The sequence below is a fragment of the Streptomyces mangrovisoli genome, assembly GCF_000974985.2.
GTDB lineage: Bacteria > Actinomycetota > Actinomycetes > Streptomycetales > Streptomycetaceae > Streptomyces > Streptomyces mangrovisoli.
This window is the reverse complement of sequence record NZ_LAVA02000034.1, coordinates 161,295-175,661: the sequence shown is the minus strand read 5'-3', so window position 1 is coordinate 175,661 and position 14,367 is coordinate 161,295. Positions and strand designations below refer to the sequence as shown.

Sequence of the window (14,367 nt, the reverse complement as noted above, 5' to 3'; positions counted from 1 at the left end):
CGGGTGGTCCCCGTGGAACAGCTGTCGCTGAATCCGGCGCGCCCTCGCGTGGTCGCCGGGCGGCCACGCGTGGTGATGATACTGCCGCATTTGCCAGGCGTAAGTCTCCTGTCACATCGCATGAGCTGGGCTCATGGCCCTCAGGGGTCGCATGTGCGTTTGTACGGGGGTGCCGTTCGGGTAGCGTCCACCGGGAGGTGATGGCCGTGGCGCCAGCGGTGCTCGCGCTGGGCGGAGACGTCGCCCGTCCGGTCCGGCTGACCGTGTCCGACCTGCTGTCCTGGCCTCAGCACCGGGTGCGGGTCACGTTCGAGTGCGCGACCAGCGGGGTACGACACCACGGCTTCGCGGGGCCGCTGCTGCACGACGTGCTGTGCGACGCCGGGCCAGGCTTCGATCCCGCGCGGCGCAAGGACAGGTTGCGGTTCCTGATCGCGGTGTCCGGCACGGACGGGCACCGGGCCCTGCTGTCGTGGGCGGAGATCGACCCGGACTTCGCGCACGCGCCGGTGCTGCTCGCCGTCGGCATCGACGACACCTCGCTGGACGGAGCCGGGCCGCAGCTCGTCCTGCCGCAGGACCGCTGCGGGGCGCGCTATGTCAGCGGGGTCAACGCGATCCGGGTGGACGGCCGCTACGGGCCCTGGGCGTGAGGGATCCAGCGGGGCGAGCCGCTGCGGGCCCCGGGCCCGACGTCCCGTCCGGGTCCTCGGCCCCGAACTCGGTAGGGGCCGCCCCCGCCCCTGCCCCGGGCCCGGCGGTCAGACCCGGTCGATGTGCACGTTCGTCGACTTCACCCGGGCGGTGGCCTCCATGCCGACCTCCAGCCCCAGCTCCTCCACGGCCTCGCGGGTCAGCAGCGAGACCAGCCGGTGCGGGCCGGCCTGGATCTCGACCTGTGCGGCGACGTCACCCAGCTTGATCGCGGTGACGATCCCCGGGAAGGCGTTGCGTACGGAGGTGTACGAGGCGTCCTCCTCGGCCGTCCCGGACCGGGCCAGCTCGACCGAGAACGCGGCGAGGTCCCGCCCGTCGATGAGGCGGCGCCCGCCCTCGTCGCGGTGGGTGGCCACCCGGCCCGCGTCGGCCCAGCGGCGGGCGGTGTCCGGGCTGACGCCGAGCAGCCGCGCCGCCTGGCCGATCGTGTAGGACTGCATGGCGGTCACGATAGGCGGACGCGGCCGGAACCGCGGACACGGGGTTGGCCGTCGGGTACAACGCGATATGGCTTCAGTTCGTGGCGCGGGGACGAGCGGACCGGGTGGAGCGCGGTGGACAGCGCCCACCACAGGGCGATGCGCGTGGGGGTCAGCGTTCCGGCGTCCCAGGCGCGTGGGCTCGCATGGGGCCGACGTCAGGCGTGGGTGTCCGCGGGCGGGAGGGGTGCTGACGGGCTGTTGACGTGCAGCGGGAGGGTTCTGACCGCCGCTCTGACGTCGGCGAGGGCGCCTCGCGCCCGGGGGCGGGGGTTTTGGCGGCGGGCCGTCGGCCTCGGCGCCATCAGCCGACGTGCACCCGTGGCCGCACGGCGCGGTTCGACTCCGCCTCGCGCAGGACCTCGCGGGTGACCGGGGCGACCTCGCCCTGCCCGAAGAGGAAGAAGCGCAGGAAGTTGGTGATCGGGTTGCCCTCGGTCCACTCGAAGTAGATGTGCGGGGTGCAGCCGGTCATCTCCCGGACCTGGAGGAGCAGGGCGGCGAGCGCGTTGGGGATGGAGGACGACTCCAGTGTCAGCACGCGATAGCGGCCGTGCAGCACCTCGCCGCGCACGGTCAGCTCGGCCTCGAACTCGGACGGGTCGGTCACCGTCACCTCCACGAAGACGAAGTCGTCGTGGGCGGTGAACTCGTTGTCGGCCCGGATCTGATCGATCTTTTCGCGGTACTCGGCGATGTCGCGGTTGTCGGGCTCGTTGGCGATGAACCGTATCTTGCGGCTGGCGATGTCCCGCACGAAGCGTTCCGCCAGGGCGTCGAAGCTCACGCTGGTCACGCGCAGCTCGAAGGCGCGGGCGATACGGGACATCGCCGACAGCAGGATGATGGCCGCGATGAAGCAGGCACCGATCTTCACACCGTCGGGGCGCTCGATGACGTTCACGACGGTCGTGTACAGGAAGACCAGGGCGATCACGGCGAAGCCGATGGTCCAGTTCCGCTGCCGGGCCTTGTGGGCGGCGATCGTCACCGCGATGGCCGCGGAGCTGATCAGCACCAGCACACCGGTGGCGTAGGCGCCGCCCTGGGCGTCGACGTTCGCGTCGAAGATCCAGGTGACCAGGAAGCCGACAAGGATGAAGACGATGACCATGGGGCGCACCGCGCGGGCCCAGGCCGGGGCCATGCCGTAGCGCGGCAGATAGCGCGGCATGAGGTTGAGCAGACCGGCCATCGCGGAGGCGCCGGCGAACCACAGGATGCAGATCGTCGAGATGTCGTAGATCGTGCCGAAGGCGCCGCCGATGTACTCGTGCGCCAGGTAGGCCAGGGCGCGGCCGTTGGCCTTGCCACCTGCCTTGAACTCGTTCTCGGGGATCAGGAGCGTGGTGATGAAGCTGGACGTGATGAGGAAGCAGCTCATCGTGATGGCGGCGGTGGTGAGGAGCTTCTTCGCGTCGCGGATGCGGCCGGTGGGCTGCTCCTCGGTGTCGCTCGGGCTGCCCTTGACCAGCGGCATGACCGCGACGCCGGTCTCGAAGCCGGAGAGGCCGAGCGCGAGTTTGGGGAAGACGAGCAGGGCCACGCCGACGACGGCCAGGGCATTGCCGTGCTCCGCGGTGAGGGCGTTGGCCCAGTCCGTGACCACGTGCTCCGCGGTCGCCACGTGGTAGAGGCCGACGATCACGACGACGACGTTGAGCGCGAGATAGATGCCCACCAGGACCACGGCGACGCCGATCGCCTCCAGGAAGCCCTTCAGGAAGACCGCGCCGAGCAGAGCCAGGAGCAGCAGGGTGATGAGCATCTGTTTGCCCTGGAGGGCGCTGGTCAGGTGCGGGTTCTCCACCAGGTGGGTGGCGGCGTCGGCGGCCGACAGGGTGATTGTGATCAGGAAGTCCGTGGCGGCGAAGCCGAGCAGGGTGAGGACGAACAGCTTGCCCTTCCAGAAGGACAGCAGCCGTTCCAGCATGGCGATGGAGCCCTGGCCGTGCGGGCTCTCCTCCGCCACCCGCCGGTACACCGGCAGGGCGCCCGCCAGGGTGACGATCACCAGCACGATGGTCGCGATCGGCGAGACCAGGCCGGCCGCGAGGGCCGCGATGCCCGGCTGGTAACCGAGGGTGGAGAAGTAGTCGACGCCGGTCAGACACATGACCCGCCACCACCGCTGCCCCTTGTGCGGAGGCTCCGGCTTGGCGTGGGGCGCCTGCTGGATCCCCTTGCCCATGTCGGACAGGCCCTCCAGCATCCAGGCCCGGAGGCGACTGGGAGGGCGCTCGGTCGTGGCCATCGCGTGCTCCATGGGATGTGTGGCGCGGCATGGGGATCGGCCATCACGCGGACGACCGAACCAGCGTAAGCAGAGAGTCACGCCCGGGCCCGCGGGAGCCGGGGCCGCGGGCGTCAATCTTCCGTCAAGACTGCCTGGCCGCGACCTCAGCATCCCGTGACCGCGGCGGGTCGGCAGCACATGCGGTCTGTTCGGGCGAGCGGCCGACGGGGGTTCACGGCGACTCTGCGTGACGGAGCGCCCCGGAGGCGCGGGGACCGCACGACGTTCGACGGTCCCGCAGCGGCCCGCCGCGTGACGATAACCGCACCCCTGCCCACGGCCGGGCCCCGCCCCGAATCCGGCCCCGCCCCGTCCTCGGGCCGCACCCTCGGCTTCATCGGGGAGCCCCCGGGGCTGGTCCCCGCGCGCCGCCCCTCCGTAGGATGCGTCGAACCGAACGATTCGCCACAGCGGTCGAAAGTTTCGATCCCGAGGGGTGCCCATGCCGACCTACGACAACCCCGTCCTCCCCGGATTCCACCCGGACCCCAGCGTCTGCCGGGTCGGCGCGGACTACTACGCGGCCTGCTCCAGCTTCGAGTACTTCCCCGGCGTGCCCCTCTTCCACAGCCGGGACCTGGTGCACTGGCGGCAGATCGGCAATGTCCTCGACCGTCCCGGACAGCTGGTGTTCGCCGACACCACCCCGGCCTCCGGTGGGATCTACGCGCCCACCCTCCGCCACCACGACGGCCGGTTCTGGCTGATCACCACGGACGCCTCCGGCGGCGGCACGTTCCTGGTGACCGCCGAGGACCCGCGGGGGCCCTGGTCGGACCCCGTGTGGATCGACGTGCCGGGCATCGACCCGGACCTCGCGTGGGACGACGACGGGTCCTGCTGGTGCGCCGTCTCCGGGTGCCAGGTCGCTCGGATCGACCCGGAGACGGGCAAAGTGCTGGAGGGTCCGCTGCCGCTGTGGTCCGGCACGGGGCTGCGCGACCCGGAGGCGCCGCACCTGTACCGGGTGGGGGAGTGGTGGTACCTGCTGATCGCCGAGGGCGGCACCGCGCTCGGCCACGGCGTGTCGGCCGCGCGGGCGCGCTCACCGCGCGGCCCCTGGGAACCGGCGCCCGGCAACCCGCTGCTCTCCCACCGCGGCACGGCCTCGGCAGTGCAGTGCACCGGCCACGCCGACCTGGTCGAGGCGGCGGACGGCACCTGGTGGATGCTGCTGCTCGGCACCCGGCCGCGCGGCTACTTCCCCGAGTACCACGCGCTCGGCCGGGAGACCTTCCTCGTGCCCGTCGAGTGGGCGGACGGCTGGCCGCGGGTGGGGCCCGTGCGCGAACGGCATCCCGCGCCGGCGGCCTGGCACCCGCTCGAACCGGCGCCCGCGCGCGACGACTTCGACGCGCCCGCGCTCGCGCCGTACTGGATCTCCCCGCGCAGCCGCCCGGACGACTGCTGGTCGCTGACCGAGCGGCCCGGCTGGCTCACGCTGCGGGCGACGGGCGACAGCCTCGACCGCCCCGGAGCGACCTTCCTCGGCCGCCGCCAGCAGCACCACGACTGCCGCGTCGCCACCCGGGTGGACCCGGGCGCCGGGCGGGCCGGACTCAGCGTGCGCATCGACGAGTCGCACCACTACGACATCGAGGTGCACCGGGGCGTGGTGAGCGCCGTCGCCCGGATCGGCCCGCTGCGGCAGCGGCTCGCCGAGCACTTCGTGCCCGCCGGACCGGTCACCCTCGTGGTGGAGACCCGCACCCCGGCCGGGCAGCCGCGAAGCGCCGCCTCCGGCGGCCCCGACGAGGTGCTGCTCTCCGTGGAGCACGCGGGCGGCACCTTCCGCCTCGCCGCGCTCGACGGCCGCTATCTGTCCAGCCAGGTCGCCGGTGGCTTCACCGGGCGGGTGATCGGGATGTACGTCACCGAGGGCGCGGCGGCCTTCGACTGGTGCGAGCACGGGCCCGCCCCCGCGGAAGTACCGCAGCGGGCGTTCGCCGTGTCCCCGGCCGACTACCCGGAGTAGCCGCCCCCGGACATGTGTCGGGGCCGGTTCGCGTCGCGTGCACGCGCCCGGCCCCTCAGGTCACCGGGAGGTCCGCCGGACCGCCCGGAGGTGGTGCGTTCAGGCGGCCGTCATCACCTGGCCGACGCCCAGCGGGCGGTGCGGCGCGATGATCTGGCCGTCGGGCAGGAGCTCACCGGTGTCCTCGAAGAGCACGACGCCGTTGCACAGCAGGCTCCATCCCTGTTCCGGGTGGTGCGCCACGAGGCGGGCGGATTCCCGGTCGGCGGAGTCGGCGTTCGGGCACGGTGGCTGGTGCTGGCACATTGGTGGGATCTTTCGCTGGGTCGTGGTCATCTCGGTCCCCCGTCACGTACTTCGGTCGTCCTCCAGTGTTGCCCTCCGGGCGGCGATCCGCAGGTATTTCGCAGCACCGCTTCTCACAGGTTGATGACGCATCACCTCGACGGTCGGTTCAGTGCAACCACCCCGTCACTTCGGGTGGTTGGCGGGGGTCGAAAGGGGCTAGTCCGGGCAGGCGAAGCCCCTGCGGACAGGGCGGGTACCACTCGGACGGGGCACGGCGGAGCGTCGTGGCGCTCGTACGAGCGGGTGGATCCGGGCGGCGCGCCGAGCGCCCCGCCGTCCGGGTGGACGGCGGGGCGTGACGCGGGTGCGCGGGGCGGGCGCACGCGGTGGATGTCAGGCGGGCGAACCGAGGAGCGGCACCGGAGTCACCCGATGGGTGAGGACCGGAAGCAACTCGGCCACCTGGTGCGGCCGGTGCGCCGCGATCCCCGGCGGGGCCGGTGCCAGCGGCACGAGCAGATCGCTGGCGGCCGGATGGCCCTCGGCCCCGTCCGCCGCGACGTCCCCGTGCAGCCACAGCGTGAGCATGTACAGGCCGGGCACGGACAACAGGCGTGCCTGGTACGGCTGCTGCACGGTCTCGGCCTGGCGCAGCGCGCGCTCGGTCGAGGCGATGTAGGGGCCCTCGAAGAAGTGGGAGAACGCCCACCCGTCGGGGGTCAGCATGGTCTCCGCCGCGGCCACGGCCCGATCGCCGCAGCGGATCAGGAAGCGCCAGCCGGCCAGCCTGGTCGCGGACACGCCCTCCGGGGTGATCTGGTCCAGTACATGGACAGGAAGCGGGAGTTCAGGGGTGGCGCTGCCCTGCGCGGTGCGCAAGGAGGGGGTGCGGGCCTCGCGGACCGCGGTGGGGGAACCGAGGGCCGTGAGGACGGAACGCAGGGCGGCGGCGGGAGCCGGAGGGACATGCAGCGGCATGATGGGTCGCCTCTCAGGAGACAGGCGCGGTGGCGCGAGGGCGGGGGCGGACGGCGCTGTCAGCTCATGGATCAGTCAGGGGAGGGCCGGGGTCGTGAGCAGGGTGCGTGTGGGCCTGCCGCGCGTCGCCTGGACGGCAGGAACGGGGGACCGCGGGCGCCAACCTTCTGCCTAGTAAGCGGAGTTTATACGACGCGTGTTCAGACGTAGTTTCGTCTAGCTGATTCCCATGGGTGAAACAAGGGGCGATCCGGCCGTCGAATCGCGGTAATCCTCCCGATTCCGCGAGCCCCGCCCCGCGCTGACCTCGAAATTCACGGTCCGAGCGGTCGGCTTGTTGTCGTCGGCGTTTTTCACGAGTCCCGCCGGGCACCCGAAGATGCGTGATGCCTGTTGCCCCGGGAATGTGCCGCGTGCCACATTCCGACAGAGTAGCGGGCCGCACACGGGTTGGCGACGTTATCGATCGCCGAGGCTGGGCATCATCCCACCTGACCCGGGACACCGGCGGCCGGTTCCGCGGCCCGCCCATCCGAGGAGGGATGCTTCGTATGGGGGAGAAGGTCGTGGCAGGGCCGTTCGACCTGTCCGATCGGCAGCGCTACCGGGCCAAGCTCCGCCAGTGCCTGGCGGGTCTGGAGCGACTGCTGGAGGAGAAGGGGTTCGACCGGCCGAAGAATCTCATGGGGCTGGAGATCGAGCTGAATCTCGTCGGCTCCGACGGCCTGCCCAGGATGCTCAACGGGCAGGTCCTCGAACGGATCGCGAGCCGTGATTTCCAGACCGAACTCGCGATGTTCAACCTGGAAGTGAACATTGCCCCGCACCGCTTGGGCGGACGGGTATTCGACCGGCTCTCGGAGGAACTCCGTACGTCACTGGCATATGCCCATCGAAAGGCCGAGGAGTTGTCCGCCGGAATAGCGATGATCGGTATTCTGCCGACACTGGAGCGGGACGACCTGGTCTCCTCCAACCTCTCCGCCGTCGACCGCTACACCCTTCTCAACGACCAGATCGTCGCCGCGCGCGGCGAGGACTTCCTGCTCGACATCGACGGCGTGGAGCGGCTGACCTGCTCGTCGAGCTCCATCGTCCCCGAAGCCGCCTGCACCTCCGTGCAGTTGCACCTCCAGGTCACCCCGGCCCGCTTCGCCGACGTGTGGAACGCGGCGCAGGTGGCGGTCGCGCCGCAGATCGCGGTCGGCGCCAACTCCCCGTTCCTGTTCGGCCGTGAGCTGTGGCGCGAGTCGCGCCCACCGCTGTTCCAGCAGTCCACGGACACCCGCCCGCCCGAACTCCAGGCGCAGGGCGTACGGCCGCGGACCTGGTTCGGCGAGCGGTGGATCACCTCGGCGTACGACCTCTTCGAGGAGAACCTGCGCTTCTTCCCGGCGCTGCTGCCGATCTGCGACGACGAGGACCCGCTCGCGGTGCTCGACGCCGGGGGCGTGCCCAAGCTCGCCGAACTCGTCCTGCACAACGGCACGGTGTACCGCTGGAACCGGCCGGTCTACGGCATCGCGGACGGCGTGCCCCATCTGCGCGTGGAGAACCGCGTGCTGCCCGCCGGGCCGACCGTCACGGACGTGGTCGCCAACGCGGCCTTCTACTACGGCCTCGTGCGTGCCCTCGCCGAGGAGACCCGGCCGGTGTGGACGCGGATGCCGTTCGAGACGGCCGAGGCCAACTTCGACGCGGCCTGCCGGCACGGCATCGACGCCCGGCTGCGCTGGCCGCGCCGCGGCCGCTACGCGGGCCTCGCCGAGGTCGACGCCGTCACCCTGGTGCGCGACGAACTGCTGCCGCTGGCCGAGGCGGGGCTCGACGCGTGGGGCGTGGAGCCCGCCGACCGGGACTTCTACCTGGGCGTGATCGAGGAGCGCTGCCGGCGCCGCACCAACGGAGCGGTCTGGCAGTCCGCCACCTTCCACCGGCTGCGCGAACAGGGCCTGTCCCGCGCGGACGCGCTGGCGGCGACCACCCGCCGCTACTGCCAGCTGATGCACGCGGGCGAGCCGGTCGCGACCTGGCCGGTGGGCCTGCCGGAGCCGGTGCCGCTCGGCTGAACCGGCGCTGACCGCGGCGGTTGAACCGGTCCTGCCCGCGGCGGTTGAACCGGTCCCGACCGCGAGGGCTGAACCGGTCCCGACCGCGAGGGCTGAACCCGTCCTCACCGCGACGGCTGAACCGATCCCGCCCGTGACGGGGGTCACCGCCGCAGGCCACAGGTCCATGGGGCAAGCTGTGACATCCCATGACCGGAGGCAGGTGTGCAGGTGGAGTCAGGTGCGGTGGCCGATGCCGATTCCTTTCCGCAGGAGCGGCTGACGCGGCGGATCTTCCGTGACGAGACCCTTCTCGTCCTGGGCCTCTCGCTCGGCGCGAGCGGCGTGTCCGCCCTGATCAGCTTTGTCGGGTCGGTCACGAAGCCGGGCGGGCTCAAGGACCAGGCCGCCACGATGAACGCGTCGGCCGCGCCGGGCCGGCCCTGGCTCGACCTCGCCTGGCAGCTGTTCGGCATCGCCACGGCCCTGGTGCCCGTCGTGCTCGTCGCGCACTTCCTGATGCGCGAGCGGGAGAGCCTGCGCACGCTCGGCTTCGACCGCACCCGCCCGTGGCCCGACCTCGCCCGCGGCGCCGGCGTGGCGGCCGTGATCGGCAGCTTCGGCATCGCCTTCTACCTGGCCGCGCGCGGGCTCGGCGCCAATCTGACGGTGGTGCCCGAGGCGCTGCCCGACGTGTGGTGGAAGTACCCCGTGCTGATCCTCTCGGCGGTGCAGAACGCCGTCCTGGAGGAGGTCATCGTCGTCGGCTATCTGCTCCGCCGCCTCGGCCAGCTGGGCTGGACACCGGGCACGGCGCTGGTCGCCAGCGCCGTGCTGCGCGGCTCCTACCACCTCTACCAGGGCATCGGCGGCTTCCTCGGCAACCTGGCGATGGGCGTGGTGTTCGTGTGGCTGTACCGCCGGTGGGGCCGGGTCGGCCCCCTCGTGGTGGCGCACTCCCTGCTCGACATCGGTGCGTTCGTGGGCTACGCCCTGCTCGCGGGGCGGGTGGGCTGGCTGCCCACCGCGTGAGGGGGGCCGCGGCGGTCTCGCGGCTACGGCGTGAGGGGCCGCGCGGCGGTCTCCCGGCTACGGCGTGAGCAGCTCGCCGTCGATGACGGTGACCGCGTGCCCCGTGAGCAGGGTGCGCTCACCGCGCACCGCTGTGCGTACGTACCCGGTGCGCGGGGACGCCTGGAGGCCGGTGAGGTCGGTGCGGCCGAGGCGCGCGGACCAGAAGGGGGCCAGCGCGGTGTGGGCGCTGCCGGTGACCGGGTCCTCGTCGATGCCCACGTTCGGGAAGAAACACCGGGAGACGAAGTCGTGGTCCGCGTCCGGGTCCTCGGCGCGGGCGGTGGCGATGATCCCCCGCGAGGAGTAGGTGCCCAGCGCCTTGTGGTCCGGCGCCAGCCCCAGCACCGTCTTCTCGTCGGCCAGCTGCACCAGAAGGTCGCCGACGTCCGGCCCGGTGTCGAAGGCGACGAGCGGCTCGGCGCCGAGGGCCTCCGCGACGCCCTGCGGTACCTCCACCTCGGTGAGCGGGGCGGTCGGGAAGTCCAGGGTGATCGAGCCGTCCGCGTTCGGGGTGGCGACGAGCACCCCGCTGCGGCTGGCGAACCGGACCGGCCCCTCGATGGCGCCGGTGGTGTGCAGGACGTGCGCCGTGGCGAGCGTGGCGTGCCCGCACATGGCGACCTCGGTGAGGGGCGTGAACCAGCGCAGCGCCCAGTCGGCCGCGCCGCCCTCGGGCAGCGGGTGGGCGAACGCGGTCTCGGCGTGGTTGACCTCGAGGGCCACCCGCTGGAGCCAGGCGTCCTCCGGGAAGCTGTCGAGGAGCAGCACCCCGGCCGGGTTGCCGGCGAAGGGGCGGTCGGTGAAGGCGTCGACGATTCGAATCCGCATACCCGGACGCTAGCCGCCCGCCGGGCCCGGTGCCCAAGGCCAATCCGGGGTCCGCGGCCCTTTCGCAAAGGCGCGTCCCGCCCGGGTGCCCTAGGGCCTGTCGTCACATTCCCGTCTGCCACGCGACGCCTGGCCCTAGACTCCCGCCATGGACGTCCGGGTAGACATCGTCACGTCGGTGAGCGAGCAACTCGTGGAGGCCTTCGGGCGGTTGCTGCCGCAGCTGTCCTCGACGGCGAAGCCGCTGGACCTGGCCGCGATGGAACGGCTCGTGGCGTGCGACGCCACCACGGTGCTCGTGGCGCGCTCGGCCGGGGAGATCGTCGGCACCCTGACCCTGGTGCTGCTGCCCCTGCCGACCGGGCTGCGGGCGCGCATCGAGGACGTGGTGGTCGACGGCGCCGCGCGCGGCCGGGGCGTGGCGGGACTGCTGACCGGGGAGGCCGTCCGGCTGGCCCGGGAGGCGGGCGCCCGCACGGTGGACCTCACCTCCCGCCCGGACCGCGCCGCGGCGAACCGCCTCTACGAGCGCCTCGGCTTCCGCACCCGGTCCTCGACCGTGTACCGCCTGCCGGTGGAGGGATAGCCCCGGCCGACGTGCAAGGGCGTACGGCCCCTCAGGCGTCGGTGAAGGCCGTCTGGAGAAGATCCGCGAGCAGCGCCGCGCAGGAGCCGTCGGGGTCCAGATCGGGGTCGTAGATCGTAAGGTTGAAACCGACGCAGCGTTCCGACCGCACCAAGGTCCGCAGCAGCGGGGCGAGTTCGTCGGGCAGGAGGCCGCCGGGGTCGGGGCTGTCGACGGCGGGCATGACGGACGGGTCCAGCACGTCCGCGTCCAGGTGCACCCAGAACCCCTCGGTGACGGGCGCTTCGAGACTCGCCGCCACCGCGGCCGCGAGATCCGCGGCGCCCCACTCCCGTATCTCGCCGACGGTCGCGTTCGGGATCTTCAGCGCGGTCAGCTCGGCCCGCTCGTCGTCGTAGTCCCGGATGCCGAAGACCCGTACGTCCTCGTCCCTGATGTACGGCCGCAGCCCTTCGAGGTCGGTCAGGTCCGCCTGACCGCGGCCCGTCGCGAGGGCCAGCTCCTCGCCCCCGGCGGCCCCGATCCGGTCGGAGTTCCCGGGGTGCCGGAAGTCCGCGGATCCGTCGACGACGGCGAGTCCGTACCGCCCGATGCGGCGCAGCGCGAGGGAGGCGCCGAGCTGGATGGAGCAGTCCCCGCCGAGGACGACCGGGAAGTCCCCGCGCCGGACGTGCTGCTCCACGCGGTCGGCCAGTCTGCGTGTGTACGTGGCGATCGCCTCGGCGTTGAACACGCCGTCGCCCTCCCGCCAGCCGCCGCGGTCGTAGCGCGGCGGTACGACGACCCCGCCCTCGTAGGCCCCCAGCCGCTGCACGATCCGCTGCTCGCGCAGCGCGCCCGCCAGTTTGTAGCACCCGGGCACGGTGCCTTCGGCGGGCGGACGGAGACCGAGATTCGACGGGGCGTCGATGACGACGATGCGGCGCATCCGGCCATTCTGGCCGCGCGGCAGGGCCCGTGGCGGAACTTTCCGGAGGGCGACGCTTGCCATCCGAAGTCTTCCGATATATCGTCGAAGCATCGCGACAGATCAACGATGGAATGGAGTGATTGCGATGCGTACCCACGGATTCGAGCGTGGACATCGACAGGACGGCCCCTCCCGGCGTGGCCGGGGCGGGCGTGGCGGAGAGCGTGCGGCCTTCGGGCCCTTCGGGCCGGGTGGCCCCGGCTTCGGGCCGGGCTTCGGTCCGGGCGGACCGCAATGGGGCCCGCGAGGGCGCGGCGGCCCGCGTGGCCGGGCGCGGCGAGGTGACGTACGGGCATCGATCCTGGCCCTGCTGAAGGACCGGCCGATGCACGGTTACGAGATGATCCAGGAGATCGCCGAGCGCAGCGGCGGCGCGTGGAAGCCGAGCCCCGGCTCGGTGTACCCGACGCTCCAGCTGCTGGAGGACGAGGGCCTGATCGCCAGCGAGACCGGTGAGGGCAAGAAGCTCTTCGCGCTCACCGACGCCGGCCGCACCGCCGCCGAGGAGGGTCCCGACGCGCCTTGGGAAGAGGCGTCGCGCGGGGTTGACTGGGAGGCGCTGAACGACATCCGGCAGGCCGGCTTCGGCCTGATGGAGGCGTTCGGGCAGGTCTGGAAGACCGGTACCAAGGAACAGCGTGACAAGGCGGTCGCCGTGATCAACGAGGCCCGCAAGAAGCTGTACCTGATCCTCGCCGACGAGAACGGGACGCCGGAGGACTGACGGTGCGGTCCGGTGACGGACGGCCGACGAGAACACCCGGCGTGAAAGGCGCCCCGCGGAGTGATCCGCGGGGCGCCTTCTTTGCGCGCCGATGCGCGGTCTCAGGCCACCAGCGCGCCCAGTTTGCGCAGTGATTCCTCCAGGGCGGCCGTTGCCGAGTCCTTCAGGCGGCCCGCCATCAGGGAGACGGCCGCACCCGTGAACTCGCCGTCGATGCGCACCTCCGTGGCGTCCCCGGCGGGGGTCAGCGTGTAGCGCGTCGCGACCGTCACGGCCATCGGGCCCTTGCCACGGATGGCCAGTACCCGTGCCGGCTCCAGCTCCTCGACGGTCCACTCGACCTCGGCGGGGAACCCCATGAGCTTCATGTTCTCCTGGAACGTCGCGCCGACCTCCAGCGTCTCCGGGCCGCCCTTGGGGAAGTTGGTGTGCGTCGCGTTCCACTCGCCGTGGGCGGGCCAGTCGGTGAGCTGCGCCCACACCTTCTCCGCGGGCGCCTCCAGGCGTGCCTGCGCGCTGACTTCGGCCATGCGACCACCTCTTCGTCTCGGCTGACGTGCGCGGAACGTAACCGCAGGGGCCGCAACTTTCAATACTGATGAGCCGTCAGATATGCCCGCCGAGCGGCCTCGATGGCCCTGATGTCCTCCCCGAGGAGGAGATTGCGCGCCCGGAGGTCCACTTCCCGAGGGACATCGGCCGGCGAGAAATGCTCCCCCTCGCGGATGGCGCGCGCACCGAGGGGCTGATGGGGTGGGGAGGGTGCAACACCGTATTCCCCGGCAGCCGGATCAGGATCCCGGGCCGGCTCCCCGCCGCCCGGACAACGATGTCGGGCTCAGTGCCGAACTGGCCGCCGCGCTCGCCGCCGCCCGCCGCAGAGCGCTGCGCGACGGAGACCGGCAGATCGACTCGGCCCATCTGCTGCATGCCCTCGTGGAGTCCGACCCGCAGGCGCGCGCCGCGTTCGGCGAGGGCCCGCACGTGGCCAGACTGCTCGGCTATCTCGTCCAGCGCAGCATCGGCTACGGCCTGCGCTGGCAGACCGGGGTGGAGAACGCCCCTGCCGTCGCCCCGGCTGGGGAGACGTCCACCGCCCGCCCCCGAGCCCTGGTGAGCGCCGCCCCCGCCGGGGTCCAGGCCGAGGACTTCTCGCCGCTCGCCGCCGAGGCGCTCGCGCGTGCCGCCGCGGCCGCCGCGCGCCGGGACGGCGGGCCGGCCCGGGGCACCGACCTGCTCGCGGCCCTTCTGGCCGAGCCCGGCGCGCGCGCCGTCGAGGTGCTGACGCACGCCGGGATCGACGCGGCGGAGCCGGCCGCCCGGCTGCGCGACCCGCTCGACGGCGTCGAGGACCGGCTGGAGGGGTCCAGCCGCTGAGACAGGTGCCAACGGGGGTGACGCTCC

The 14,367-nt window shown here is 72.4% G+C and carries 14 protein-coding genes; 7 read left to right on the top strand and 7 right to left on the bottom strand.

The annotated features are described in order from the left end of the window. Positions 1-200: 200 nt before the first annotated feature. Positions 201-653 carry a molybdopterin-dependent oxidoreductase gene (locus WN71_RS16255; protein WP_046587726.1) on the top strand — a complete coding sequence of 151 codons (453 nt, stop codon included), beginning with the start codon at positions 201-203 and terminating at the stop codon, positions 651-653. Positions 654-761: 108 nt separating this feature from the next. Here the strand turns inward: WN71_RS16255 and WN71_RS16250 are convergent, their stop codons facing one another. Next, positions 762-1,157, bottom strand: a complete 396-nt coding sequence (locus WN71_RS16250; RefSeq protein WP_046587724.1) for a TOBE domain-containing protein — start codon at positions 1,155-1,157, stop codon at positions 762-764. 343 nt (positions 1,158-1,500) lie between these two features. Next, positions 1,501-3,450 (bottom strand): APC family permease, encoded by a 1,950-nt coding sequence (locus WN71_RS16245; protein WP_046587722.1) that lies wholly within the window; start codon positions 3,448-3,450, stop codon positions 1,501-1,503. Between the two features lie 484 nt (positions 3,451-3,934). Between WN71_RS16245 and WN71_RS16240 the strand changes: the two genes are divergently transcribed. Next, positions 3,935-5,467 (top strand): glycoside hydrolase family 43 protein, encoded by a 1,533-nt coding sequence (locus WN71_RS16240; protein ID WP_046587720.1) that lies wholly within the window; start codon positions 3,935-3,937, stop codon positions 5,465-5,467. Between the two features lie 99 nt (positions 5,468-5,566). Here WN71_RS16240 and WN71_RS16235 read toward each other — a convergent pair whose 3' ends face one another. Both WN71_RS16235 and WN71_RS16230 read right to left on the bottom strand, forming a co-directional pair. Beyond that, the gene (locus WN71_RS16235; protein ID WP_046587719.1) at positions 5,567-5,773 is read right to left on the bottom strand and encodes a DUF5999 family protein; all 207 of its coding nucleotides are present in this window, start codon (positions 5,771-5,773) and stop codon (positions 5,567-5,569) included. Positions 5,774-6,148: 375 nt separating this feature from the next. Beyond that, on the bottom strand, positions 6,149-6,733 hold the full coding sequence (locus WN71_RS16230) for a hypothetical protein (RefSeq protein ID WP_046587717.1): 585 nt from the start codon (positions 6,731-6,733) through the stop codon (positions 6,149-6,151). Positions 6,734-7,284: 551 nt separating this feature from the next. Here WN71_RS16230 and WN71_RS16225 point away from each other — a divergent pair. Both WN71_RS16225 and WN71_RS16220 read left to right on the top strand, forming a co-directional pair. After that, on the top strand, positions 7,285-8,802 hold the full coding sequence (locus WN71_RS16225) for a glutamate-cysteine ligase family protein (RefSeq protein ID WP_046587713.1): 1,518 nt from the start codon (positions 7,285-7,287) through the stop codon (positions 8,800-8,802). Between the two features lie 204 nt (positions 8,803-9,006). Then, positions 9,007-9,813, top strand: a complete 807-nt coding sequence (locus WN71_RS16220) for a CPBP family intramembrane glutamic endopeptidase (RefSeq protein ID WP_046587710.1) — start codon at positions 9,007-9,009, stop codon at positions 9,811-9,813. Between the two features lie 57 nt (positions 9,814-9,870). On the opposite strand, the gene WN71_RS16215 is transcribed toward WN71_RS16220, so the two are convergent. After that, the gene (locus WN71_RS16215; RefSeq protein ID WP_046587708.1) at positions 9,871-10,683 is read right to left on the bottom strand and encodes a PhzF family phenazine biosynthesis protein; all 813 of its coding nucleotides are present in this window, start codon (positions 10,681-10,683) and stop codon (positions 9,871-9,873) included. Between the two features lie 148 nt (positions 10,684-10,831). Between WN71_RS16215 and WN71_RS16210 the strand changes: the two genes are divergently transcribed. After that, positions 10,832-11,269: a GNAT family N-acetyltransferase gene (locus WN71_RS16210; RefSeq protein WP_071369853.1), complete on the top strand. Its 438-nt coding sequence runs from the start codon at positions 10,832-10,834 to the stop codon at positions 11,267-11,269. Positions 11,270-11,300: 31 nt separating this feature from the next. On the opposite strand, the gene WN71_RS16205 is transcribed toward WN71_RS16210, so the two are convergent. Further along, positions 11,301-12,197, bottom strand: coding sequence for an arginase family protein (locus WN71_RS16205; protein ID WP_046587704.1), 897 nt, complete (start codon positions 12,195-12,197; stop codon positions 11,301-11,303). Between the two features lie 127 nt (positions 12,198-12,324). On the opposite strand from WN71_RS16205, the gene WN71_RS39835 reads away from it, so the two are divergent. After that, positions 12,325-12,963 carry a PadR family transcriptional regulator gene (locus WN71_RS39835; protein ID WP_079177895.1) on the top strand — a complete coding sequence of 213 codons (639 nt, stop codon included), beginning with the start codon at positions 12,325-12,327 and terminating at the stop codon, positions 12,961-12,963. Positions 12,964-13,064: 101 nt separating this feature from the next. Here the strand turns inward: WN71_RS39835 and WN71_RS16195 are convergent, their stop codons facing one another. Further along, a complete protein-coding gene (locus WN71_RS16195) occupies positions 13,065-13,493 on the bottom strand; it encodes a type II toxin-antitoxin system Rv0910 family toxin (protein WP_046587699.1) in 429 nt (142 codons plus the stop codon). Between the two features lie 232 nt (positions 13,494-13,725). On the opposite strand from WN71_RS16195, the gene WN71_RS16190 reads away from it, so the two are divergent. After that, positions 13,726-14,340, top strand: coding sequence for a Clp protease N-terminal domain-containing protein (locus tag WN71_RS16190; protein WP_046587697.1), 615 nt, complete (start codon positions 13,726-13,728; stop codon positions 14,338-14,340). The last annotated feature ends 27 nt before the right edge of the window (positions 14,341-14,367 follow it).